The 22,643-nt window shown below is 72.5% G+C and carries 20 protein-coding genes; 12 read left to right on the forward strand and 8 right to left on the reverse strand.

What is annotated here, in order from left to right:
- Nucleotides 1-43: 43 nt before the first annotated feature.
- From KV205_RS33605 to KV205_RS33615, 3 genes are read right to left on the reverse strand one after another with little or no spacing between them, the layout of a single operon-like run.
- A complete protein-coding gene (locus KV205_RS33605) occupies nucleotides 44-1,144 on the reverse strand; it encodes a methyltransferase (protein ID WP_265868724.1) in 1,101 nt (366 codons plus the stop codon).
- A 30-nt stretch (nucleotides 1,145-1,174) separates the two neighbouring features.
- On the reverse strand, nucleotides 1,175-2,227 hold the full coding sequence (locus KV205_RS33610) for a methyltransferase (protein ID WP_265868725.1): 1,053 nt from the start codon (nucleotides 2,225-2,227) through the stop codon (nucleotides 1,175-1,177).
- Nucleotides 2,227-3,024, reverse strand: coding sequence for an SDR family NAD(P)-dependent oxidoreductase (locus KV205_RS33615; protein ID WP_265868726.1), 798 nt, complete (start codon nucleotides 3,022-3,024; stop codon nucleotides 2,227-2,229). Before KV205_RS33615 ends, KV205_RS33610 begins: the two co-directional genes overlap by 1 nt.
- A gap of 285 nt (nucleotides 3,025-3,309) precedes the next feature.
- Between KV205_RS33615 and KV205_RS33620 the strand changes: the two genes are divergently transcribed.
- The 5 genes from KV205_RS33620 (at nucleotide 3,310) to asnB (ending at nucleotide 8,345) form a co-directional block, all read left to right on the forward strand.
- The gene (locus KV205_RS33620; RefSeq protein ID WP_265868727.1) at nucleotides 3,310-4,341 is read left to right on the forward strand and encodes a methyltransferase; all 1,032 of its coding nucleotides are present in this window, start codon (nucleotides 3,310-3,312) and stop codon (nucleotides 4,339-4,341) included.
- Between the two features lie 134 nt (nucleotides 4,342-4,475).
- Complete coding sequence (locus KV205_RS33625; RefSeq protein WP_265868728.1) at nucleotides 4,476-5,678, forward strand: cytochrome P450; 1,203 nt, start codon at nucleotides 4,476-4,478, stop codon at nucleotides 5,676-5,678.
- 13 nt (nucleotides 5,679-5,691) lie between these two features.
- Complete coding sequence (locus tag KV205_RS33630; protein WP_265868729.1) at nucleotides 5,692-5,964, forward strand: ferredoxin; 273 nt, start codon at nucleotides 5,692-5,694, stop codon at nucleotides 5,962-5,964.
- Nucleotides 5,961-6,464 (forward strand): hypothetical protein, encoded by a 504-nt coding sequence (locus KV205_RS33635; RefSeq protein ID WP_265868730.1) that lies wholly within the window; start codon nucleotides 5,961-5,963, stop codon nucleotides 6,462-6,464. Before KV205_RS33630 ends, KV205_RS33635 begins: the two co-directional genes overlap by 4 nt.
- A 39-nt stretch (nucleotides 6,465-6,503) precedes the next feature.
- Nucleotides 6,504-8,345: an asparagine synthase (glutamine-hydrolyzing) gene (gene asnB, locus KV205_RS33640; RefSeq protein WP_265868731.1), complete on the forward strand. Its 1,842-nt coding sequence runs from the start codon at nucleotides 6,504-6,506 to the stop codon at nucleotides 8,343-8,345.
- Between the two features lie 92 nt (nucleotides 8,346-8,437).
- On the opposite strand, the gene KV205_RS33645 is transcribed toward asnB, so the two are convergent.
- From KV205_RS33645 to KV205_RS33665, 5 genes are all read right to left on the reverse strand, one after another.
- Entirely contained in the window at nucleotides 8,438-9,709 is a 1,272-nt protein-coding gene (locus tag KV205_RS33645) for a cytochrome P450 (RefSeq protein WP_265868732.1), read from the reverse strand.
- A 101-nt stretch (nucleotides 9,710-9,810) separates the two neighbouring features.
- On the reverse strand, nucleotides 9,811-10,656 hold the full coding sequence (locus KV205_RS33650) for an LLM class flavin-dependent oxidoreductase (protein ID WP_265868733.1): 846 nt from the start codon (nucleotides 10,654-10,656) through the stop codon (nucleotides 9,811-9,813).
- Nucleotides 10,650-11,837, reverse strand: coding sequence for a nucleotide disphospho-sugar-binding domain-containing protein (locus KV205_RS33655; RefSeq protein ID WP_265868735.1), 1,188 nt, complete (start codon nucleotides 11,835-11,837; stop codon nucleotides 10,650-10,652). Before KV205_RS33655 ends, KV205_RS33650 begins: the two co-directional genes overlap by 7 nt.
- Nucleotides 11,838-11,845: 8 nt before the next feature.
- Nucleotides 11,846-12,892 carry an LLM class flavin-dependent oxidoreductase gene (locus KV205_RS33660; protein ID WP_265868736.1) on the reverse strand — a complete coding sequence of 349 codons (1,047 nt, stop codon included), beginning with the start codon at nucleotides 12,890-12,892 and terminating at the stop codon, nucleotides 11,846-11,848.
- A gap of 7 nt (nucleotides 12,893-12,899) precedes the next feature.
- Nucleotides 12,900-13,928, reverse strand: a complete 1,029-nt coding sequence (locus KV205_RS33665; protein WP_265868737.1) for a methyltransferase — start codon at nucleotides 13,926-13,928, stop codon at nucleotides 12,900-12,902.
- A gap of 194 nt (nucleotides 13,929-14,122) precedes the next feature.
- On the opposite strand from KV205_RS33665, the gene KV205_RS33670 reads away from it, so the two are divergent.
- From KV205_RS33670 to KV205_RS33700, 7 genes are all read left to right on the forward strand, one after another.
- Nucleotides 14,123-14,794 carry an SDR family NAD(P)-dependent oxidoreductase gene (locus KV205_RS33670; RefSeq protein ID WP_265868738.1) on the forward strand — a complete coding sequence of 224 codons (672 nt, stop codon included), beginning with the start codon at nucleotides 14,123-14,125 and terminating at the stop codon, nucleotides 14,792-14,794.
- Nucleotides 14,795-14,926: 132 nt separating this feature from the next.
- Nucleotides 14,927-15,274 (forward strand): antibiotic biosynthesis monooxygenase family protein, encoded by a 348-nt coding sequence (locus KV205_RS33675; RefSeq protein WP_265868739.1) that lies wholly within the window; start codon nucleotides 14,927-14,929, stop codon nucleotides 15,272-15,274.
- 43 nt (nucleotides 15,275-15,317) lie between these two features.
- Nucleotides 15,318-16,517, forward strand: coding sequence for a methionine adenosyltransferase (gene metK / locus KV205_RS33680; protein WP_265868740.1), 1,200 nt, complete (start codon nucleotides 15,318-15,320; stop codon nucleotides 16,515-16,517).
- A 55-nt stretch (nucleotides 16,518-16,572) separates the two neighbouring features.
- Nucleotides 16,573-17,595, forward strand: a complete 1,023-nt coding sequence (locus KV205_RS33685) for a carbohydrate kinase family protein (protein WP_265868741.1) — start codon at nucleotides 16,573-16,575, stop codon at nucleotides 17,593-17,595.
- The gene (metH, locus tag KV205_RS33690; protein ID WP_265868742.1) at nucleotides 17,595-21,065 is read left to right on the forward strand and encodes a methionine synthase; all 3,471 of its coding nucleotides are present in this window, start codon (nucleotides 17,595-17,597) and stop codon (nucleotides 21,063-21,065) included. The genes KV205_RS33685 and metH overlap by 1 nt, the downstream gene beginning before the upstream one ends.
- Nucleotides 21,062-21,949, forward strand: a complete 888-nt coding sequence (gene metF, locus KV205_RS33695) for a methylenetetrahydrofolate reductase [NAD(P)H] (RefSeq protein ID WP_265868743.1) — start codon at nucleotides 21,062-21,064, stop codon at nucleotides 21,947-21,949. Before metH ends, metF begins: the two co-directional genes overlap by 4 nt.
- A gap of 14 nt (nucleotides 21,950-21,963) precedes the next feature.
- Nucleotides 21,964-22,643 (forward strand): adenosylhomocysteinase (locus KV205_RS33700; protein ID WP_265868744.1); only part of this gene is annotated, 680 nt, incomplete at its 3' end.

The raw sequence follows: 22,643 nt of genomic DNA on the forward strand, positions 1-22,643 counted from the left end.
GCGGGCTGGTGCGTAACGAGCGTACGCACCAGCCGCCGCCCCGTCACCCGGGTATTCGGCCGACCACCAGGCGCAGCGGAGTGCCGCTCGGCACGACCCCGGCGTACTCGAGTCCGGCGCGCTCGAACATCGCCCCGTACTCCTCGGCCGTACGCTCCCAGCCGCCCATGACGAGCAGCATGTGCAGGTCCATCAGGGCGTCCCAGGGCGTCTCCGGCGGATCGGCCACCAGCTGCTCCAGGAGCACCACCCGGCCGCCCGGGCGGCCCGCCTTGAGGCAGTTGGCGAGCACCGTGTGGCAGGCGTCGTCGTCCCACATGTGCAGCACCTGGCGGATGACGTACACGTCCGCCTCCGGCACCCCCTCGAAGCAGTCGCCGGTCACCAGTTCGGTCCGGTCGCCCAGCGCACCCCCCGCGCGCAGCTCGGGCAGCGCCGCCGAGATGGCGTGCGGACGGTCGAAAAGCACGCCCTTGACGCTCGGATTGCCTTCGAGCAGCGACTTCAGCAGGCTGCCGTGGCCGCCGCCGACGTCGCACAGGGTGTCCACGCCCGCCAGGTCGAGGGCCGCGACCACGCCCGGGTTCATGGCCCGGGACTGCGCCGCGTACCCCTTCAGGCAGGTCTCGCCGGCCGCGTTGTCGTCCTCGTGGAAGTACGTGAACAGGTCCTTGCCGTACGTCTCCTGGAAGGCGCAGCCGCCCGTACGCACGCTCTCGGCGAGCTTGCCCCACATCTCCCAGCCCCAGTGCGAGCCGGTCAGCATGATGTCCGTGACCGAGCCCGGCGCGTCCGAGCGCATCGCCCGCGACATCGGGGTGTGCGCGTAACTCCCGGGCGCCGCCTGCCGGAAGATGCGGAAGCCCACCAGGGCCCGCATCAGGCGCTTCAGCGCGGGGACGTCCGCGCCGACGGCGGCGGCGATCTCCTCGACCGTGGCCGGCTCGTCGCCGACCGCGTCCGCGAGCTTCAGCTGGGCCGCGGCCTGTACCACGGCGCTCGCCCACATGCCCCAGCCGAGCTCCGCCACCGCCTGCGCGGGCGGCGGGCCGATCACGGGCGCGCCCTCGCAGGCCTCCACCCGGTCGTCCGCCCGGTCGTCGGACCGGTCGCCGGTCCTGTCCTGTGTCAGTTCAGCCGACATCCTCAACCACCTTGACTCACCGGTGCCCTGTCAGGCCCGGACGGATTCGATCAGTGCGATGGGGGCCCGCTCGTGGCCGGCCAGCGGCAGCCGGCGGCAGTCCTCGAAGCCCGCGGCGGCGAGCAGCCGCCGGTACTCGTCCTCGGTGCGCGCCCGGCCGCCGGTGAGCACCATGAACTCCACGTCGTTGGCGTGCACGTGGGAGGAGTGCTCGGTGTACTCCCAGTCGAGCAGCACGAGCCGGCTGCCCGGCTCCGCCGCCTTGGCGCAGTGCGCGAGCAGCTGGGCGGCGGCCTCGTCGTCGAGGTCGCACAGCACGTTCTTGAGCAGATAGAGGCTGCCCCCGGCCGGGACCTCGGCCCGGAAGTCGCCGGGCACCAGGTCCACCCGGCCGGTCAGACCGGCCTGCTCGAAGGTCTCGCGGGCGTAGCCGATCGCCCACGGCAGGTCGAGCAGCACGCCGTGCGCCTCGGGGACCTCCCGGAGCACCCGGGCGAGCACGGTGCCGGGGCTGCCGCCGACGTCCACGATCTCCCGCTCCCCCGCGAGCGGGACGCTGGCGACCAGCGCCTCGGCGGCCTCGACGGAGAGCGAGGCGCAGGTCTCGGCGTAGCTGCGGGCCTCGTCGGGGTGCGCGGCGTAGTACTCCCAGTGGTCCATGCCCCACACGGTCCGGGTGGCCGGGCAGCCGGTGCGGACCACGTCGGCGACCAGCTCCCAGGGGCGGGTCATGCCGGGCGCGTTGACGGCGATGCTGAAGCCGCGCAGGGACGGCACGTCGGAGCGGAGCAGGTGCCCCGCCGGGGTGAGCTCCCAGAGCCGTACATCTCCGTCCGCGGTGTCGGCGGCCGGCGTGACCAGGCGGTGCAGCTCGCAGACCCGCAGGAAGCGCTCCAGGCTGGGCCCGTGGGCGCGGATCGCCTCCGCGATCTGCTCCGTGGTGCGCCGGCCGTCGCCGAGCGCGTCGGCGATCCGCAGTTCGGCCATGCCGCGGGCGACCAGGCCGGCCGACCACTGGAAGGGCTGCAGGGTCTGCAGTTCGCGCAGCGGGCTGAACGCCGCTTCCCGGCTCCCCGGCGTCATCAGTGCCCGCCGTCGACGTAGACGACGTTGCCGGTGATGTTGCCGTTGGCCGGGGAGGCCAGGAAGAGCGTGGTGTTGACGACGTCCGCGACCGTGGAGAAGTGCAGGAAGGGCATCGCCTTGTTGAGCGCGGCGCGGGCCCCCTCGGCGTCGAGGCCGGCGACCCGGTCGCGTACCTCCTCGGGCAGCTTCTCCAGGAGCCCCTCCGTGACCACCGGGCCCGGCGCGACGCAGTTGGAGAGGATGCCGTGCTCGAACAGCTCGGTGCCCAGGGTGCGGCTCAGGCCGTGCAGGGCCGACTTGCTCGCCGCGTACCCCTCCGCGCCCTTCAGCCCGCGCTGCACGATGGCCGCCGACATGAACACGATCCGGCCGCCGCCGCGCGGCTTCATCGCCGGCAGGGTCGCCTGCACGGTGTGGAAGGCGCCCTCGACCTCGGCGCGCAGCGGCGGCAGCCACCGCTCGGCCGGGATCTCGTCGAAGGCGGGCGCGTGCGGGCTGGGGCCGCCGGACGCCGAGGCGTTGACCACCAGGGCGTCGATGCCGCCCCACGCGTCCCGTACCTCCGCGACCGCGGCGCGCACGGAGTCCGCGTCGGTCAGATCGAGGCGGACCGGCAGCGCCTCGCCGCCGACCTCCGCTATCTCGGCGGCCACGGCCCTGGCGTTCTCCACCCGGCTGAGATAGGTGAGCGCGACCTTGGCGCCCTCGTCGGCGAAGGCGCGGGCGAGCGGGCGGCCCAGGCCGCCGCTGCCGCCGGTGATCAGTACGACCTTGTCCTTCAGGCCGAGTTCCATGGCAACTCCCGTCCTTTCCGGCGGTGCGCCGGTGTCGACACGTCAGGCCCGCTCGCGCACACGCGGGCACCGCACCCCAGCTTGGAGATCGCGACTGGAGTGTCACTTGAGCGGCCGGGACGCTCCCTCGAACACCGGTCGCGAGACGCGGGCCACGGCGCCGCGAGCGCCGGTCCATCGGGAATCCAGTTCGGATTGAGGTCCGGTCCGGATAGTTCACCGGGCGTGCTCACCAGACCGGGCGCGGCCTCGACACCACCGGAACCACCTGAAAGGAACCGGCGCATGACCAAGACCCGTGAAGAGCAGGGATCACTGGACCTGAACGGCATCATCCAGCTCGGCATGGCGTTCGGCAGCGCGAAGATCCTGCTCACCGCGAACGAGCTCGACCTGTTCACCGTGCTGAGCGACAGCGGGCCGGCCACCGAGGAGGAGATCCGCGGCAAGCTCGGGCTCCACGAGCGCGGTGCCCGCGAGTTCCTCAACGCCCTGGTCAAGCTGGGCCTGCTGGCGCGGGAGGACGGGCGTTACGGCAACACCAAGGCGGCCGACACCCACCTGGTCAAGGGCCGGCGGACGTACGTGGGACGCTTCCTCAGCCGCTCGAACAGCGTGCTCTACGGCGCCTGGGGCGGCTTCACCGAGTCGCTGAAGAGCGGTGAGTCCCAGATCGAGGGCCACGGCGACGACAACATGTTCAAGCACCTGTACCGCTCCGAGGAGCAGATGCGGGACTTCGTCGCCATGATGGACGCGCTCAACTGGGCGGTCGGCCCGGAGCTCGCCAAGGCGTACGACTGGAGCAAGGTCAAGACCGTCACGGACGTCGGCGGCGCCCGGGGCAACCTGGCCGCGACGCTGATCGACGCCCACCCGCACCTGAAGGCCACCGTGTTCGACCTGCCGGCCGTCGAGCCGGCGTACGAGGACCACATCGGCGGCCTCGGCCTCAAGGACAAGATCGCCTTCCACGGCGGCGACTTCTTCGCCGACCCGGTCCCGGAGGCGGACGTCGTCATCATCGGGCACGTCCTGGAGGACTGGTCGCCGGAGCGCCGCAAGCAGCTCATCAAGTCGGCGTTCGACGCCCTGAAGCCGGGCGGCACCCTGCTCGTCTACGACCCCATGCTGGACGACGAGCTCAGCCCGCTGAACAACCTGCTGACCAGCCTCACCATGCTGGTCGTCACGCACGGCGGCTCCGAGTACCGGGTCGACGACTGCCGTGCCTGGATGACGGAGGCCGGCTTCGCGGAGACCTCCGCCGAGCTGCTCGACACCAACGACATCCTCGTGATCGGCCGCAAGAAGTAAGGCCGCTTCTCACAGCCCACGCGTCACGGGCGGCGCCTCCGCGATCCCGCGGCGGAGGGGCTGCCTGCGCGTGCATCTCCCTGCACCACCCCCGCGCACCACACCGATCCGCGCACCACCCCGAAGGGATTCCGATGTCGATCGACGAGGCACCGCCGGCCTTCCCCTTCCCGGCGCCGGACACGTTCGAGCCGCCGGAGGAGTTCCGCCGGCTGCGCGAGCAGGCTCCGGTGGCCCGGGTGACCCTTCCCACCGGCGACCGGGCCTGGCTCCTGACGCGTTACGCGGACGTGCGCGCCGCCCTGGTCGACCCGCGGCTCAGCCGGGCCGCCGCCGAGGCGCCGGACGCGCCCCGGATGGGCAACACCACCCCCGGCCCGAAGACCATCCTCGGCATGGACGCCCCGGACCACTCGCGGCTGCGCCGCCTGGTGATGCAGGCGTTCACCGCCCGCCGGGTCGAGGCGCTGCGCCCCCGGGTCGAGCAGCTGGCCGAGGAGCAGATCCGGCTCGTCCTGGTCGCGCCGCGGCCGGTCGACCTGATGTCCTGCTACGCGCTCAGCCTGCCCATCAAGGTGATCTTCGAGCTGCTCGGCGTGCCGTACGAGCACGTGGACCGGCTGCACGCCTGGAGCGAGGTCATCTTCAGCCTCGGCGGGCACAGCGTCGAGGAGGTCAAGGAGGCCCGCGGCGAGATCATCGGCTACCTCCGCGGACTGATCGAGCAGCGCCGCGAGGAGCCCGCTGACGACCTGCTGAGCGTGCTCGTGCACGCCCGGGACGAGGGGCAGCAGCTGTCCGAGGACGAGCTGCTCGACTTCGCGATGATCATCATGACGGTCGGGCACCAGTCCACCGCCAACTCGCTGAGCACCGCGCTCTTCACCCTCCTCCACCACCCCGACCAGCTGGCACTGCTGCGCAAGAAGCCGGAGCTGATCCCGGGCGCGGTCGAGGAGCTGCTGCGGTTCAACCCGTTCGTCTTCACCGGCACCCAGCTGCGGGTCGCCACCGAGGACCTGACGATCGGCGAGACCGGGATCCGGAAGGGCGAGGCCGTGATCGCCTCGCTGGGCTCCGCCAACCACGACGCCGAGGTCTTCGCCGACCCGGACCGCTTCGACGTCGAGCGCACCCCGAACGTGCACCTCTCCTTCGGCTACGGCATCCACCACTGCCTGGGCGCCCAGCTCGCCCGCCTGGAGATGCAGATCGCGCTGCGCACGCTGATCGAGCGGCTGCCGGACACCCTGAAGCTCGCGGTGCCGGCCGACTGGCTGACCTGGAAGACCGGGCTCACCGCCCGCGCGCTCGTCAACCTGCCGGTGACCTGGTGACCCGGGGGCGGCGATGAGCGAGCAGTGGCGGATCACCGTGCAGAAGACCTGCCGCCGCAGCGGGATCTGCGCCGCGGCGGCGCCCCGGTACTTCTCCGTGGGCGAGGACCACCGCACCCGGCCGGCGGCCGGCCCCGTGGACCCCGACCCGGAGCTGATCGACGTCGTGGAGGCCTGCCCGGCCGAGGCGATCACCCTGACCGACCTGTCGACCGGCCGGCCGGTCGACACCGCCGCCCCGGAGGCGGCCGTACGACCACCGGAACCGAGAGAGGTACGCCCATGAATCCCCAGCGCAGCACCCGCCGTTCCCTGCTCAGAAGGGCCGGCTTCCTCGGTTCGGCGCTCGCCGTCGGCGCCGCCGCCCCGGCCGCCGCCGCGGCGCACGAACAGGGGCCCGGACACCGCCACGGGAACCGGCGGCCCTCGCCGGTCGGCAGCTGGTCGGTGGTCGTCACCATCGAGGGCGTACCGGACGTCGAGCACGCGCACTACTCGTTCGGCGCCGACGGACAGCTGATCCTGCAGACCCACCGGCACACCCACACCGGCATCGGCACCTGGGAGTGGGCCGACGACGGCTCCTTCGTGTACGTGACGCGGGGCCTGCGCTCCGACGCCGACGGCGGTCTGCTCAGCGAGCTGCGGATCCGGCACACGGGCCGGTTCGGCGCGGACGGCACGTTCACCTCGACCGGCACGGGGCAGGCCCTCGACGCCGGCGGCAAGGTCCTGATGGAAGTCCAGTCCACGGCGGTCGGCACCCGGTTCGGTGTCGACGGCTGACCGGCCCCCGGCCGGGACGAAGCGAAGGAGAGTGCTGGCATGTGTGGCATCGCCGGCTGGGTGGACTTCACAGCCGATCTGCGTCAGGAGGCCGCCGTCGTCCGGGAGATGACGACGACCATGACCATGCGCGGCCCCGACGCCGGCGACGTGTGGATCGCTCCGCACGCCGCACTGGGCCATCGCAGGCTCGCCATCATCGACCTGGAGGGCGGGGCGCAGCCCATGGTCGCCGAGGAGGGCGGCCGGGTGCAGGCCGCCCTCACGTACGCGGGCGAGGTGTACAACTTCCGTGAGCTGCGGGAGGAACTCGTCCTCAAGGGGCACCGCTTCCGGACCCGCAGCGACACCGAGGTGGTGCTGCGCTCCTATCTGGAGTGGGGCGAGTCCTTCGTCGACCGGCTGAACGGCATGTTCGCCTTCGCGATCTGGGACGCGCGCAGCGAGGAACTGCTCCTGGTGCGCGACCGGGTCGGCATCAAGCCGCTGTACTACCAGCTGCTTCCGGGCGGCGGGGTGCTCTTCGGCTCGGAGCCGAAGGCGATCCTGGCCCATCCGCGGGCGAGCCGCACCATCGACGCGGACGGGCTTCGCGAGCTGTTCGGCGGGGTGAAGGCGCCGGGCGCCGGGGTGATCTCCGGGATGCCGGAGCTGGCCCCGGGGCATGTGCTGCGGGTCTCCCGCGACGGGCACCGGCTGCGCCGCTACTGGCAGTTGGAGGCGCACGAGCACCCGGACGACCTGCCCACCACCATCCGTACGGTGCGCGAGCTGCTCGAGGACATCGTCACCCGGCAGATCGTCTCCGACGTGCCGCTGTGCACGATGCTGTCGGGCGGGCTCGACTCGTCCACGCTGACCGCGCTCGCCGCACACGCCAAGGAGAAGGACGGCAGCGGCAAGGTCCGTTCGTTCGACGTGGACTTCGTCGGCTACCTCGACAACTTCGAGCCGGACCTGACCCATCCGACGGCGGACTCGCCGTACGTCCGGCAGGTCGTCGACCACGTCGGCGCCGACCACCGGCACATCCTGCTCGGCAACACGGAGATGATCGACGCCCCGACCCGCCGGGCGGTGGTCCACGCGCTCGACTGGCCGGTGCTCATCGCGGGCCCCGGTTCCATGGACATCTCGCTGTATCTCCTCTTCCGGGCGATCCGCGGTCAGTCGACGGTGGCGCTGACCGGCGAGTCGGCGGACGAGCTGTTCGGCGGCTATCCGTGGTTCCACCACCCCGAGTACGGGCAGCCGGGCACCCTGCCGTGGAGCCTGGCGCACAACCTCGGCATGCCGGCCCTGTTCGGCCCGGTCACCACCCGGGTCGACGTCCGCGGCCACCAGGCGGACCAGTACCGGCAGGCCGCGGCCGCGGTGCCGCGGATGCCCGGGGAGAGCGGCCGGGCCCGGCAGTTCCGGGAGTCGACGTACTTCTTCCTGACCCGCTTCATGCGCACCCTGCTCGACCGCAAGGACCGGCTCAGCATGGCCGTCGGTCTGGAGGTGCGGGTGCCGTTCTGCGACCACCGGCTGCAGGACTACGTGTTCAACGCGCCGTTCGAGTTCAAGACCTTCGACGGGCAGTGGAAGAGCCTGCTGCGGGCGGCGGCGAAGGACCTGCTGCCGGAGGCGGTGCTCAACCGGCCGAAGACCGGCTATCCGATCTCCAACGACGCCGCCTACGACCGTTACGTCCAGGAGCGGTTCGCCAAGCTGGTGGCCGGCGGGGACTCGGCGGTCCTGCCGCTGCTCAACCCGACGATCGTCGAGGACGTGCGCCGGGACGCGACGGCCGCGGCCGGGCTGACCCGGATCGAGATCGACATGGCGCTGCACCTCGACGAGTGGATCGCGGCGTACGGGCTCGACCTGGCGGTCTGAGCCTCAGCCGTACGACATGAGGAAGCTCCCCCGTCCGGGCCGGGACGGGGGAGCTTCCTCGTGTCGTACGGGCACTGCCGGGTGGGGTCGTGTCACCAGGCGACCGGGAGCTCCGCCGGCCGGCGGAAGGCCATCCCCGACACCCAGCGCAGCTCGTCGGTGGGCACCGCGAGGCGCAACGCGGGGAAGCGGTCGAGCAGGCCCTCCAGGGCCAGTTGCAGCTCCATCCGGCCGAGCTGGGCGCCCAGGCAGTGGTGCAGGCCGTGCCCGAAGGTGAGGTGCGGGTTGTTCTGCCGGGTCAGGTCGACCCGCTCGGGCCGCTCGAAGACCTCCTCGTCGCGGTTGGCCGAGGTGATCGCCGGAAGCACCGCGTCGCCCTTGCGGATCACCGCCCCGCCGAGCTCGACGTCCTCCTTCGCGATGCGCATGGCGCCGGCGCCGCCGCCCGCCACCGAGAAGCGGAGCAGCTCCTCCACGGCGCCCGGCACCAGCGAGCGGTCGGCGACCAGGCGCGCCCACAGCTCAGGGTCGCGCAGCAGGGTGATCAGCGCGCCGACCAGCTCGCCGGTGGTGGCGTGGTAGCCGGCCACGAGCAGGGTGTGGCCGAAGGCCAGCAGCTCCTCCTCGGAGAGCCGGTCGCCGTCCTCCTCGCGGGCCTCGATGAGATGGGTGAGCAGATCGTCGGCGGGCTCCTTCGCCTTGGCCGCGATCAGCTCGCCGAGATAGCCGTTGAGTCCGCGCCGGGCCTCCATCACCGCGTCCGGCGAGTGCGCCGAGATCGACAGCATCACGTCCGACCAGACCCGGAACCGGTCCTGGTCGGCGAGCGGCACGCCGAGCAGTTCGCAGATGACGGTGATCGGCAGCGGCTGGGCGAGGTGGGCGATCAGATCGGCGGGGGCGCCGCCGGCGGCCATGGTGTCGAGCAGCCGGCCGGTGATCTCCTGGACGTGCGGGCGCATCCGCTCGATGTGCCGGGCGGTGAAGGCCCGGGCGACCAGCTTGCGAAGGCGCGTGTGCTCGGGCGGGTCCATGGTGAACAGCGACTTGGAGCCCTTGGCGACCGGCAGCAGCCGGGGCGCGTCGGGCTCGGTCAGCGCCGCCTTGCTGAACCGCGGGTCGGCGAGCACCTGCCGTACGTGCTCGTAACGGGTCACCAGCCAGGCCCGGTGCCCGGTCGGCAGCGTCACGGGAGCGACGGGCTCGGTGCCGCGCAGCTCGGCGTAGGCGGGGGCGGGCTCCAGCGGGTCGGGCACGGGCAGCGGGAAGGACAGCTGGGGGCACGTGGCCGAGCCGCTCTCGGCGGGGCACTGGGCAGAGCGCTCAGTGGCGCTGGGGCTCGCGGCGGTGCTCTCGGCGGTCATGGGTCCTCCTTGGGAGCGTGGTCAGCACGACGGACGCCGCTCCGCGAGCGGAACGGCGTCCGGTGGGGCGGGTGGTCGCCCGGCGGCACCTGGGACGAGGCCTACAGCACGGCGTCGGCGAGGCGGTCGAGCTGGTCGGGTTCTGCGTCGCAGGGCATGAAGACGATCTCGGCGCAGCCCTCGTCCTGATAGGCCGTCACCGCCGCCCGCAGCCGGGACGGTTCGGTGAGCGCCATGGTGACGATCGACTCGGCGCGGCCCGAGAAGGCGTAGTAGTCGGTGAGATAGCGCTGGGCCAGGGTCTCGGCGCGCGGGCCGAGCGAGAAGTAGAGCAGGGTCATCAGATGCGGGCGGCCGGTGCGCCCGTGCCGCTGCCAGGCGGCCTCGACCCGGTCGGCGTTGGCCCGGTAGCCGCTGGGCGAGCTGCCGCCGGCGATCCAGCCACGCCCGTACTGCGCGGCCCGGCGGAAGGCGGCCGGGGAGGTGCCGCCGAGGATCAGCGGCAGCTCCCCCTGCGGGGCGGGGCCGAGGCCGCTCGGTCCCGCGCCGCCCCAGATGTCCCGCAGTTCGGCGAGCATCGTGTCGAGGAGCTTGCCGCGCGCCGCCGGGTCGACGCCGGAGACGGTGAAGTCGTCGTCGCGGTTGCCGGCGGCGAGTCCCAGGGTGAGGCGCCCGCCGGCGACCCGGTCGAGGGAGGCGAGCTGCTTGGCGAGCAGCGGGGTGTTGTTGCGGTACGGGGCGGTGAGCACCGTGGTGGCGAGGCCGATCCGGTGGGTGACGGCGGCGGCCGCGGTGAGGGCGATCAGCGGGTCGTAGTTGTCGTAGACGAGGCGGTCGAGCACACCGAGGGTGGCGAAGCCGTGCTGCTCGGCCCGCCGGGCCCAGTCGGTGATCCGCTCCCCCGCGGCGCCGGGGACGGTGGCGGGCAGTCCGACGCCGATCAGCACGGCCGGCCTCCTTCGGTCGACTCCACGAACTCCGCCAGTTGTTCGGCCACCCGCGCCGGGGTCGGCCGGCGGGTGTTGTCGTCGCGGATCTCCTCGGCGGCCTTGCGGTACGCGGGCTCGTCGAGGAGGGCGCGGACGGCGGCCCGCAGGCCCTCCGGGTGGGCCTCGTCGCGGGTGAGCGAGAGTCCGGCGCCGGTGGCGGTGAACCGCTGGGCGTTGAAGCCGTGGTCGATCAGCTGCGGCACGACGAGCTGCGGAAGCCCGGCGGCGAGGCCGGTCAGGATGGTGCCGGCGCCGCCGTGGGCGACGACCAGGTCGCAGTGCGGAAGGACGCAGTGCAGCGGCACCGACTCCAGGACCTTGGCGCGGGCGGGCAGTGCGCCGAGCAGCGGGCGCTGCTCGGCCGCGACGGCCACCACGATCCCGACGTCGAGCGCGTCGAGGGCGGCGACGACCTCGCCGGCGAGCATCATCGAGGGGTCGAGGCGGCCGACCGTGGTGCCCCAGGTGACACAGACCCGGGGCCGCCGGCGCTCCGCGGGCGGCAGCGGCACGGGGATCCGGCCGGCGCCGTTGTACGGCACGTAGCGCATCGGCAGCCGGTCGAGCGGGCCCGGCCGGGACTCCTCGGGCACCTGCATCGCCGGCGGGCACAGGTCCACGGTGAGCGCCCCGAGGACGTCCGCGGCCTCCGGGCCGCACAGGCCGAAGCGCGCGAACAGCGGGGCGAGCGCGTGCTCCTCGGCCTCCTGGGTGGCCTGCCGGTGCATCAGGTCGGCGCCCCAGGGCAGCCGTACGGCCCGGGCCCCCGAGGCGGCGGCCGCGAGCGGTCCGGCGTACGCGGTGGGCTCGTGCACCACCAGATCGGGGCGCCAGGCCCGGGCGAACGCCACGAGGTCGTCCGCCATCGCCTCGGCGAGCTCGGCGAAGAGCGTGACCGCACGCGGCCCGCGCCCCGCCGGGCCGGGGTTCCGGCCCGGGATGTAGTCGCGGATCCGGGCCACCGCGTCGAGCTCGTGCCCGACCGGCGCGTACGGCAGTCCGGCGGCGGTGACCTGGGCGGCGAGGCCGGGCGGGGCGGCCACCCGTACCTCGTGGCCGGCCGCCCGGAGCGCCCAGGCCAGCGGCACCATGGGGTAGAAGTGGGTCGGCCAGGCCCAGCTGACGAACAGCACGCGCATCGGACGCCTCACCCCTCCCCCACCGCGGAACTGACCGGGAGACCGGCCTCGCGGTGGGCCCGGGCCACCGTCTCCATGACGGCGATCCGCGCCTCCGTGGTGTCCGCGTACGGCGAGATGCCGAGGGTGGTGACCCCGGCGGCCGCGTACTCGGTGAGCTTGCGGGCGATCCGGGCGGGCGTGCCGAGGAGCGAGGTGGAGTCGATGAACTCCAGCGGCACGGCCTCCGCCGCCCCGGCCGCGTCGCCGGACACGAACCGGTCCTGCACCTCCTCGGCGGCCTTCCCGTAGCCGAGCTGGGTGGCGAGCCGGAAGTAGAAGTTGCTCTCCCGGTCGCCGAGGCTCATGAAGCGGGCGACGTACGGCCGGATCGGCGCGGCGGCGGCCTCGACGTCGTCGCCGACCGCCGCCGGGGCGGACAGGAAGGCGTCGAAGCCGGCCAGGTCCCGGCCCGCCCGGCGGCGGCCGGTGCCGATCGCGTCGAGGGCGCGCTTGGCGTGGTCGGGCGTGCAGAACACGCCCACCCAGCCGTCGGCGATCTCGCCGGTCAGCTCCAGGCTGCGGGTGCCGACCGCCGCCAGGTAGACCGGCAGGTCGGCGCGGACCGGGCCCGGGTGCCGGAACGGGCCGGCGTCGCTGCCCGGCAGCGGCAGGGCGAAGTGCCGGCCCTCGTACGTCACCGGTTCCTGCGCCAGGGTGCGGCGCACGACCTCCACGTACTCCCGGGTCCTGGCCAGCGGCCGGGCGAACGGGGTGCCGTGCCAGCCCTCGGTGACATGGCTGTTGGAGATGCCGAGGCCGAGCCGGAACCGGCCGCCGGACAGGCCGTCGAGGGTCGCCGCCGCGAGCGCCATGGCGACCGGGGTCCGCGCCGGGATCTGGATGACCGTGGACAGCAGACCGATCCGGCTGGTCCGCGCGGCCACCCAGCCGAGCACCGAGATCGCGTCGGAGCGGAAGCCTTCGGGGGCCGCGGCGACGTCGAAGCCGAGCCGCTCGGCCTCCTGCGCGGTGCGGGCGCAGTCCTCGGGAACGAGGTTGATCCCCAGTCGCATGGCGGGCTCACCCTTCCTTGTGGCCGATGACCAGCGAGTCGGTGTTGCTGAGCACCTTCGCCTCGGTGCGGGCGAAGCCCACTTCGGTCATCCAGCCGCGGCACTCCTCGACGGAGTACTCGGAGCCGCCGTGGGTGACGAGCAGCATGTCGAGGCTGATGAGGAGGTTGACCAGGTCGGCGGGGCGCTCGTCGACCATCCGGTCGTAGACGAGCAGCGCGCCGCCCGGCTCGACCGCCTCGTAGGCCTTGCGGATCAGGCCGAGGCGCTGCTCGGCGGACCAGTTGTGCAGGACGTGGCCCATGACGAGGACCTGGCCGGAGGGCATCGGGTCGGCGAAGAAGTCGCCGCCGGTGAAGGAGATCCGGTCCTGGGTGCCGAGCCGCTTCATGTGGTCGTCGAAGGCGGGCGCGACGTGCGGCAGGTCGAAGACCCGGGCCGTCAGGTGCGGGTGCCGGTCGATGAGCAGCGCGGAGAGGTTGCCGCGGGCGCCGCCGACGTCGACGAAGTCGGTGCGGGACGCCCAGTCGAAGGCGGCGGCCAGCTTGGGCGCGACCTGGCTGTTGAGGGAGTCCATCATGGTGAGGAACTGGTCGAGGTGCTCACGGCTGTCGGCCATCTGCGCCACGATGTCGCCGTCCTTGCCCTTCACCTGGGGCTCGCCGGTGCGCAGGGCGTCGGTGAGGTGGGTCCAGGCGGGGTAGAGCATGGAGTTGGCGCGCTCCAGGAAGCCGCCGGCGTACGACTTCTTGCCGCGGTCCAGGAAACGGTCGGCGGCCGGGCTGTTGCGGAAGAGCTCACCGTCCGCCTCCAGGACGCCGAGCGTGACGAGCGCCGTGACGAAGTCGCGGGCGCCGCGCGGGTGCAGACCGAGGGCGTCGGACAGCTCCGGGAGCGTGCGGGGCTTCGCGGCGAGCGTCGAGAAGAGGTCCAGCTCCAGCGCGCTGAGCAGGATCTTGGCGTCGCAGAAGGCGGTACCGAGCCGGATGAGACCCTCGGGGCTGGACGCATCCGAAAGGGAAGTGTGAGTCGTCACCGACGAAGTCCTTTCTTCTGATGACGGGACGCGTGGATGGTTCATGACCCGCCTCGAAGCCCGCTGGAGCCCGGAGCCCAGGGGCGCTCTCCTTTGACCGACTCCCCCTGGCACCAGTGGCAGTCGAGCCGCCGGCGGCAGTCTTCGGGGAGATTGAGCGACCCGAGGGGAGAGATGTGATGACGGATCGGCGCGTGGCACTCGTCACCGGGGCCAACCGCGGGCTCGGCCGGGCGGTGGCCGCCGAACTGCTCGGCCGGGGACTGCGGGTGGTGGTGACCGCCCGCGACGCCCGCGCCGCGGCCGACACCGCCCGTGAGCTCGGCCGGGGCGCGCGGGGCTGCGCGCTCGATGTGACGGATCCGGAGAGCATCGCGCGGGCCAGGGCCGCCGTCGGCCCGGTGGACGTCCTGGTCGGCAACGCCGGGGTGCTCTTGGAGGACGGCGCCGGCGATCCGCTGTCCGTGCCGGTGGAGGTGGTGGAGCGGACTCTGGAGGTGAATCTGCTCGGCTCGTGGCGGGTGGCGCAGGCCTTCGTGCCCGCGATGGTCGAACGCGGGTGGGGCCGGGTGGTGTTCGTGTCCAGCGGCACCGGCTCGTTCAGCAACGGGCTGTTCACCGGAAGTCCCGGGTACGCGGTGTCCAAGGCGGGCCTCAACGGGCTCACGCAGCTGCTCGCGAGCGCCACGCAGGACACCGGCGTCCTGGTCAACGCCGTCAACCCGGGCCCGACCCGGACCCGGATGATGCCGGGCGGGCGGCGCAGCGCCGAGGAGGCCGCGGTGGACGTCGCGGACGCCGCGCTGCTGCCGGACGGCGGCCCGAGCGGCACGTTCCGGCGGGGGGATCAGGTGCTCGGTTGGTGAGGCTGGTGAGGCTGGTGAGGGACACGGGCTGGCTCCGGTCTTGAGCCTTCCTCGATGCGGTGTTGGAACGGTGCCCGGACACCGAGTGCCCCGCCTGGGCGCACCTCAACCGTACCGAGCGAGGAGTTCGCCATGGACGACCACGGCGCCGGGCCGCGCCCGCCCTTCCGGGTGCTGCTCAGGATGGAGATCCGCCCCGGCACGGAGCGGGAGTTCGAGAGCACCTGGCTCGACATCGGCCGGCGGATCGCCGCCGAGCCCGCGAACCTCGGCCAGACGCTGATCCGGGACGTCGAGGACACCGGCGTCTACTGGGTCATCACCGACTGGACCGACGAGCCCGCCTTCCGCGCGTTCGAGACGAGCGCCGCGCACGTCGACAACCGGCGGCGCCTCCAGCCGTACCGCACCGGCGGCGAGATGCGGCTCACGCGGGTCGTGCACCGGCTCCGGCCCGCCGCCGACGTCCCCGCCCACTGATCCCGAGCTTCCCGAGATTCCCGACACCCAAGGAGCTTCTGCCGTGACACGTCGTCTGTTCACCTCGGAGTCGGTCACCGAGGGCCACCCCGACAAGATCGCCGACCGGATCAGCGACACGATCCTGGACGCCCTGCTCGCCCAGGACCCCGCCTCGCGGGTCGCCGTGGAGACCCTGATCACCACCGGTCAGGTGCACGTGGCCGGCGAGGTCACCACCGCCGCGTACGCCGACATCGCGAGCCTGGTCCGCGAGACCGTCCTCGACATCGGTTACGACTCCTCCGCGAAGGGCTTCGACGGCGCCTCGTGCGGTGTGTCGGTGTCCATCGGCGCGCAGTCGCCGGACATCGCGCAGGGCGTCGACACGGCGTACGAGTCCCGGGTCGAGGGCGAGGGCGACGAGCTGGCCGCCCAGGGCGCCGGCGACCAGGGCCTGATGTTCGGTTACGCCTGTGACGACACGCCCGAGCTGATGCCGCTGCCGATCTCCCTCGCGCACCGGCTCTCCCGGCGCCTCGCCGAGGTGCGGCACGAGGGCACGCTGCCGTATCTGCGCCCGGACGGGAAGACGCAGGTGACGATCGAGTACGACGGCGACCGCGCCGTGCGCCTCGACACGGTCGTGGTGTCCTCGCAGCACGCGCCGGGCATCGGCCTGGACTCGCTGCTCGCCCCCGATGTCCGCGAGCTGGTGGTGGAGCCGGTGCTGCGGGACCTGTCGATCGAGACGGAGGGCTACCGCCTGCTGGTGAACCCGACCGGGCGGTTCGAGATCGGCGGGCCGATGGGCGACGCGGGGCTCACCGGCCGGAAGATCATCGTCGACACGTACGGCGGCATGGCGCGGCACGGCGGCGGCGCGTTCTCCGGCAAGGACCCGTCGAAGGTCGACCGTTCGGCTGCCTACGCCATGCGCTGGGTGGCCAAGAACGTGGTGGCGGCCGGGCTCGCGAAGCGCTGCGAGGTGCAGGTCGCGTACGCCATCGGCAAGGCCGAGCCGGTCGGCCTCTTCGTCGAGACCTTCGGCACCGAGAGCGTGCCGCTGAGGCGTATCCAGCGGGCCGTCCTGGAGGTGTTCGACCTCCGCCCGGCCGCGATCATCCGCGATCTGGACCTGAAGCGGCCGATCTACGCGAAGACCGCCGCGTACGGGCACTTCGGCCGCGAGCTGCCGGAGTTCACCTGGGAGCGCACCGACCGCGCCCAGAAGCTGGCCGCCGCGGCCCGCGCCGCCGTCTGACCGGACGCCCCGCCACCACACTCCGCCCGTTCCTTCCCCGACTGGAGGTAGCCCGGTGCGTATCGCTGTCACCGGCTCGATCGCCACCGACCATCTGCTCACCTTCCCCGGCCGGTTCGCCGACCAGTTGCTCGCCGACCGCCTGGAGACCGTCTCGCTGTCCTTCCTCGCCGACACCATGGAGGTACGGCGGGGCGGGGTCGCGGCCAACATCGCCTTCGGCCTGGCCCGGCTCGGGCTCGCGCCCGTCCTGGTCGGCGCGGCCGGCCTCGACTTCGCCGACTATCAGGTGTGGCTGAAGCAGCACGGCGTGGACACCGACTCGGTGCGCGTCAGCGAGTCGCTCCACACCGCCCGGTTCGTCTGTACCACCGACCTGGACCAGAACCAGATCGCCACCTTCTACGCCGGGGCGATGGCCGAGGCCCGCGAGATCGACCTGCGGGACGTCCTCGCCCGCACCGGGCGCCTCGACCTGGTGCTCGTCTCCCCGGACGACCCCGAGGCGATGCTGCGGCACGCCCGTACGTGTCGCGAGCTCGGGGTGCCCTTCGCCGCCGACCCGTCGCAGCAGCTGGCCCGGCTCGACGGCGAGCAGGTGCGCGAACTCGTCGACGGGGCGCGGTTCCTGTTCACCAACGAGTACGAGACGGCGCTGCTGTTGGAGAAGACCGGCTGGAGCGAGGCGGAGGTCCTGGCCCGGGTCGGGACGTGGGTCACCACGCTCGCCGGCGACGGCGTCGCCATCGGGCGCGCCGGACAGCCCGTGCTCACCGTGCCCGCCGTCCCCGCGGCCTCGGTCGCCGACCCGACGGGCGTCGGCGACGCCTTCCGGGCCGGGTTCCTCGCCGGCATCGCCCGCGACTGGCCGCTCGAACGCGCGGCCCGCCTCGGCTGCGCCCTGGCGACCACCGTCCTGGAGTCGGTCGGCACCCAGGAGTACCCGCTGTCGGCGCAGACGTTGCGCGATCGGCTGGCCGCCGCGTACGGCCCGGAGGCGGCCGCGGAGATCGCCCCGGGCCTCACGGGGATCGGCGGAGGCACGGCACCGGTCGGATCCGCGGAGGTGGGCGGCTGATGGGACGCGCACCGGAGGCCCTGCGCGAGGCCCTGGCCACCCGGGTCGTGGTGGCCGACGGAGCGATGGGCACCATGCTCCAGGCCCAGGACCCGAGCCCCGCGGACTTCCAGCACCTGGAGGGCTGCAACGAGATCCTGAACGTGACCCGGCCGGACATCGTACGGTCGGTCCACGAGGCCTACTTCGCGGTCGGCGTCGACTGCGTGGAGACCAACACCTTCGGCGCCAACCACGCGGCGCTCGGCGAGTACGGGATCACGGAACGGATCGCCGAACTGTCCGAGGCCGGCGCCCGGATCGCCCGCGAGGCCGCGGACGCGTGCACGGCGCGGGACGGGCGGACGCGCTGGGTGCTCGGCTCGATCGGCCCCGGCACCAAGCTGCCCACGCTCGGCCACACCACCTTCGACGTGCTCCGCGAGGGCTACCGGCAGAACGCGGCCGGCCTCATCGCGGGCGGCGCGGACGCCCTGCTCGTCGAGACCTCGCAGGATCTGCTCCAGACCAAGGCCGCGGTCCTCGGCTGCAAGCAGGCCCTGGCCGAGGCGGGAGGGCTTGACCTGCCGGTCTTCGCCCAGGTGACGGTGGAGACGACGGGCACGATGCTGCTCGGCTCCGAGATCGGGGCGGCGCTGACGGCACTCGAGCCGCTGGGCGTGGACTTCATCGGACTCAACTGCGCCACCGGGCCGGCCGAGATGAGCGAGCATCTGCGCCATCTCGCCCGGCACGCCGGGGTGGGCCTGTCGTGCATGCCGAACGCCGGTCTCCCGGTGCTCGGCAAGGACGGCGCCCACTACCCGCTGTCGCCGGAGGAACTCGCCGACGCCCACGACACCTTCACCCGCGAGTACGGCATCGCGCTCGTGGGCGGCTGCTGCGGTACGACCCCGGAGCACCTGCGCGCGGTGGTGGAGCGGGTACGGGGCCGGGCCCTGGCGCCGCGCACACCGCGGCCGGAGGCGGCGGCCGGGTCGCTGTACCAGGCGGTGCCGTTCCGGCAGGACACCTCGTATCTGGCCATCGGCGAGCGGACGAACGCCAACGGCTCGAAGAAGTTCCGCGAGGCGATGCTCGCCGGCGACTGGCAGGCGTGCGTGGAGATCGCCCGGGACCAGATCCGGGACGGCTCCCACCTGCTCGATCTGTGCGTGGACTACGTGGGCCGTGACGGTGTCGCCGACATGCGGGAGCTCGCGGGCCGCCTCGCCACCGCCTCCACGCTGCCGATCGTCCTCGACTCGACGGAACCGGAGGTGCTGCGGGCGGGCCTGGAGATGCTGGGCGGCCGGGCGGTGCTCAACTCGGTCAACTACGAGGACGGCGACGGACCCGACACCCGCTTCGGGCGGATCGCGTCCCTGGCCCGCGAGCACGGCGCCGCGCTGATCGCGCTGACGATCGACGAGGAGGGCCAGGCGCGGACGGCGGAGAAGAAGGTCGCGATCGCGGAGCGGCTCATCGCCGATCTGACGGGCGCATATGGGATCGAGGAGTCCTCGATCCTGGTGGACTGCCTGACGTTCACGCTGGGAACGGGCCAGGAGGAGTCGCGGGGCGACGGCATCGCCACGATCGAGGCGATCCGCGAGCTGAAGCGCCGGCACCCGGAGGTGCAGACGACGCTGGGGCTCTCCAATATCTCGTTCGGTCTGAACCCGGCCGCGCGCGCCGTCCTGAACTCCGTCTTCCTGGACGAGTGCGTGAAGGCGGGGCTTGATTCGGCGATCGTGCACGCGTCGAAGATCCTGCCGGTGGCCCGGATCCCGGAGGAGCAGCGCGAGGTCGCGCTGGACCTGATCTACGACCGGCGGCGGGACGGCTACGACCCCCTGGAACGGCTGCTCGCCCTCTTCGACGGCGTCAGCTCCGCCTCGGCGAAGGCGTCGAGGGCGGAGGAGCTGCTCGCGCTTCCGCTGGAGGAGCGGCTGAAGCGGCGGATCGTCGACGGGGAGCGGAACGGTCTGGAGGCGGATCTGGACGCGGCGCTGGCCGGACGGCCGGCGTTGGAGATCGTCAACGAGGTGCTGCTTGACGGCATGAAGACGGTCGGTGAGCTGTTCGGTTCGGGGCAGATGCAGTTGCCGTTCGTGCTGCAGTCGGCCGAGGTGATGAAGACGGCGGTGGCCTATCTGGAGCCGCACATGGAGAAGTCCGACGCGGAGGCCGGGAAGGGCACGATCGTGCTCGCCACGGTCCGTGGCGACGTGCACGACATCGGCAAGAACCTGGTCGACATCATCCTGTCGAACAACGGCTACAACGTGGTCAACATCGGGATCAAGCAGCCGGTGTCGGCGATCCTGGAGGCGGCCGAGGAGCACCGCGCCGATGTGATCGGGATGTCGGGGCTGTTGGTGAAGTCGACCGTGATCATGAAGGAGAACCTGGAGGAGCTCAACGGCCGAGGGTTGGCCGAGCGCTTCCCGGTGATCCTGGGCGGCGCGGCGCTGACCAGGGCGTATGTCGAGCAGGACCTCCACGAGCTGTACGACGGCGAGGTCCGCTACGCCCGCGACGCCTTCGAGGGCCTGCGGCTCATGGACGCCCTCATGGGCGTCAAGCGGGGCGTCCCCGGAGCCGTACTGCCGCCGCTCAAGCAGCGCCGGGTGGCCAAGGTGACGGCGACTCCGCGGGCCGAGGCTCCGCTGCCCGGGGGCCGCTCCGATGTGGCCGTCGACAACCCCGTACCCGAGCCGCCATTCCTGGGGACGAAGGTGGCCACCGGCATCCAACTGGCCGAGTACGCCTCCTGGCTGGACGAAGGTGCGCTGTTCAAGGGCCAATGGGGGCTGAAGGACAAGGAGTTGATCGAGTCGGAGGGCCGGGCACGGCTGCGCGGCTGGCTGGACCGGCTGCAGACCGACCGGCTCCTCGAAGCCGCCGTGGTCTACGGCTACTTCCCCTGCGTGTCCAAGGGCGACGACCTGATCGTCCTCGACGAGGACGGCAGCGAGCGCACCCGATTCTCCTTCCCCCGCCAGGAGCGCGGCCGGCGCCTCTGCCTCGCCGACTACTTCCGCCCGGAGGACTCCGGGGAGACGGACGTCATCGCTCTCCAGGTCGTCACCGTCGGATCGAGGATCGGCGAGGAGACGGCCAAGCTCTTCGCCGCCGACTCCTACCGCGACTACCTCGAACTCCATGGCCTGTCCGTGCAGTTGGCGGAGGCTCTCGCCGAGTACTGGCACGCCCGCGTCCGCTCCGAATGGGGCATCGGCCATGCCGACCCCGCCGGCCTGGAGGGCATCCTGCGGACCGAGTACCAGGGCTGCCGCTACTCCCTCGGCTATCCCGCGTGCCCCGATCTGGAGGACCGGGCGAAGATCGCCGAGCTGCTCCGGCCGGAGCGGATCGGGGTCGCGCTCTCGGAGGAGTACCAGCTGCACCCCGAGCAGTCCACCGACGCCTTCGTCGTCCACCACCCCGAAGCGAGCTACTTCAACGCGGGAGGGCAGCGCCAGTGAGCCCCACCTTCTCGTTCGAGTTCTTCCCGCCGAAGACCGACAAGGGCGAGCGCACCCTCTGGAACGCCATCCGGCGCGTGGAGGCCCTCGCCCCGGACTTCGTCTCCGTGACGTACGGCGCCGGCGGCTCCTCCCGCGACCGCACCGTGTCCATCACCGAGCGGATCCTGACCGAGACCACCCTGCGGCCCGTCGCGCACCTCACCGCCGTCGGGCACTCGGTCACCGAGCTGCGCAGGATCATCGGCCGTTACGCCGACGCCGGGATCCATGACGTCCTGGCTCTGCGCGGCGACCCTCCGGGCGACCCGCAGGGCGCCTGGACTCCGCACCCCGAGGGGCTCTCCTACGCGGCCGAGCTGGTCGAACTGCTCAAGAATTCCGGCTCGTTCACCGTCGGTGTCGCGGCCTTCCCCGAGCGGCATCCGCGCTCGACCGACTGGGAGAGCGACATCCGGCACTTCGTCGCCAAGTGCCGGGCGGGCGCGGACTACGCCATCACGCAGATGTTCTTCGACCCGGAGGACTACCTCCGCCTTCGCGACCGGGTCGCGGCGGCCGGCTGCGAGACCCCGATCATCCCGGAGATCATGCCGGCGACCCGCTTCGACCAGATCCGCCGCTTCGCCGAGCTGAGCAGCGCCACTTTCCCGCCCGCTCTGGCCCGGCGCCTCGAAGCGGCCCAGGGCCGTCCCGAGGAGGGGCACCGGATCGGGGTGGAGCACGCGACCGCGATGGGCGAGCGGCTGCTCGCCGAGGGCGCGCCCGGACTGCACTACATCACGCTCAACACCTCGTCCGCCGCGGTGGAGATCCACCGCAATCTCGTTCCCGGACGGACCTCTGCCACCACTCCCTCTTCCCTGCTCACCGCAGCCGCCTGACGATCGGAGTCGACATGCCCACTCCCGAACTCACCCACGATTTCAAGGTCGCCGACCTGTCCCTGGCCGCATTCGGCCGCAAGGAGATCACCCTCGCCGAGCACGAGATGCCGGGCCTGATGGCGATCCGCCGCGAGTACGCGGCCGCCCAGCCCCTCGCCGGCGCCCGCATCACCGGCTCGCTCCACATGACCGTCCAGACGGCGGTCCTCATCGAGACGCTGGTCGCGCTCGGTGCCGACGTCCGCTGGGTCTCCTGCAACATCTTCTCCACCCAGGACCACGCCGCCGCGGCGATCGCGGCCGCCGGCATCCCGGTCTTCGCCTGGAAGGGCGAGACCCTGGAGGAGTACTGGTGGTGCACCGAGCAGGCGCTGACCTGGCCCGGTGGCGAGGGTCCCAACATGATCCTGGACGACGGCGGCGACGCCACCCTCCTCGTCCACAAGGGCGTCGAGTACCAGAAGGCCGGCGCCGTCCCGGACCCCTCGACCGCCGACAACGAAGAGTTCCGCATCATCCTGGAGCTCCTCCAGAACTCCACCCTCGACTGGGCATCCCTCGCCGCCGGCATCAAGGGCGTCACCGAGGAGACCACCACCGGCGTCCACCGCCTCTACGAGATGCACCGCGACGGCGCCCTGCTCTTCCCGGCGATCAATGTGAACGACGCCGTGACGAAGTCGAAGTTCGA

Origin of the sequence: Streptomyces sp. SKN60, assembly GCF_026236535.1 — a bacterium.
Taxonomy (GTDB): domain Bacteria; phylum Actinomycetota; class Actinomycetes; order Streptomycetales; family Streptomycetaceae; genus Streptomyces.

Excerpts from the sequence above, each read along its gene's own strand:
- KV205_RS33605 (WP_265868724.1), bottom strand. The coding sequence starts at position 1,144 with ATGTCGGCTGAACTGACACAGGACAGGACCGGCGACCGGTCCGACGAC.
- KV205_RS33610 (WP_265868725.1), bottom strand. The coding sequence starts at position 2,227 with ATGACGCCGGGGAGCCGGGAAGCGGCGTTCAGCCCGCTGCGCGAACTG.
- KV205_RS33615 (WP_265868726.1), bottom strand. The coding sequence starts at position 3,024 with ATGGAACTCGGCCTGAAGGACAAGGTCGTACTGATCACCGGCGGCAGC.
- KV205_RS33620 (WP_265868727.1), top strand. The coding sequence starts at position 3,310 with ATGACCAAGACCCGTGAAGAGCAGGGATCACTGGACCTGAACGGCATC.
- KV205_RS33625 (WP_265868728.1), top strand. The coding sequence starts at position 4,476 with ATGTCGATCGACGAGGCACCGCCGGCCTTCCCCTTCCCGGCGCCGGAC.
- KV205_RS33630 (WP_265868729.1), top strand. The coding sequence starts at position 5,692 with ATGAGCGAGCAGTGGCGGATCACCGTGCAGAAGACCTGCCGCCGCAGC.
- KV205_RS33635 (WP_265868730.1), top strand. The coding sequence starts at position 5,961 with ATGAATCCCCAGCGCAGCACCCGCCGTTCCCTGCTCAGAAGGGCCGGC.
- asnB (WP_265868731.1), top strand. The coding sequence starts at position 6,504 with ATGTGTGGCATCGCCGGCTGGGTGGACTTCACAGCCGATCTGCGTCAG.
- KV205_RS33645 (WP_265868732.1), bottom strand. The coding sequence starts at position 9,709 with ATGACCGCCGAGAGCACCGCCGCGAGCCCCAGCGCCACTGAGCGCTCT.
- KV205_RS33655 (WP_265868735.1), bottom strand. The coding sequence starts at position 11,837 with ATGCGCGTGCTGTTCGTCAGCTGGGCCTGGCCGACCCACTTCTACCCC.
- KV205_RS33660 (WP_265868736.1), bottom strand. The coding sequence starts at position 12,892 with ATGCGACTGGGGATCAACCTCGTTCCCGAGGACTGCGCCCGCACCGCG.
- KV205_RS33675 (WP_265868739.1), top strand. The coding sequence starts at position 14,927 with ATGGACGACCACGGCGCCGGGCCGCGCCCGCCCTTCCGGGTGCTGCTC.
- metH (WP_265868742.1), top strand. The coding sequence starts at position 17,595 with ATGGGACGCGCACCGGAGGCCCTGCGCGAGGCCCTGGCCACCCGGGTC.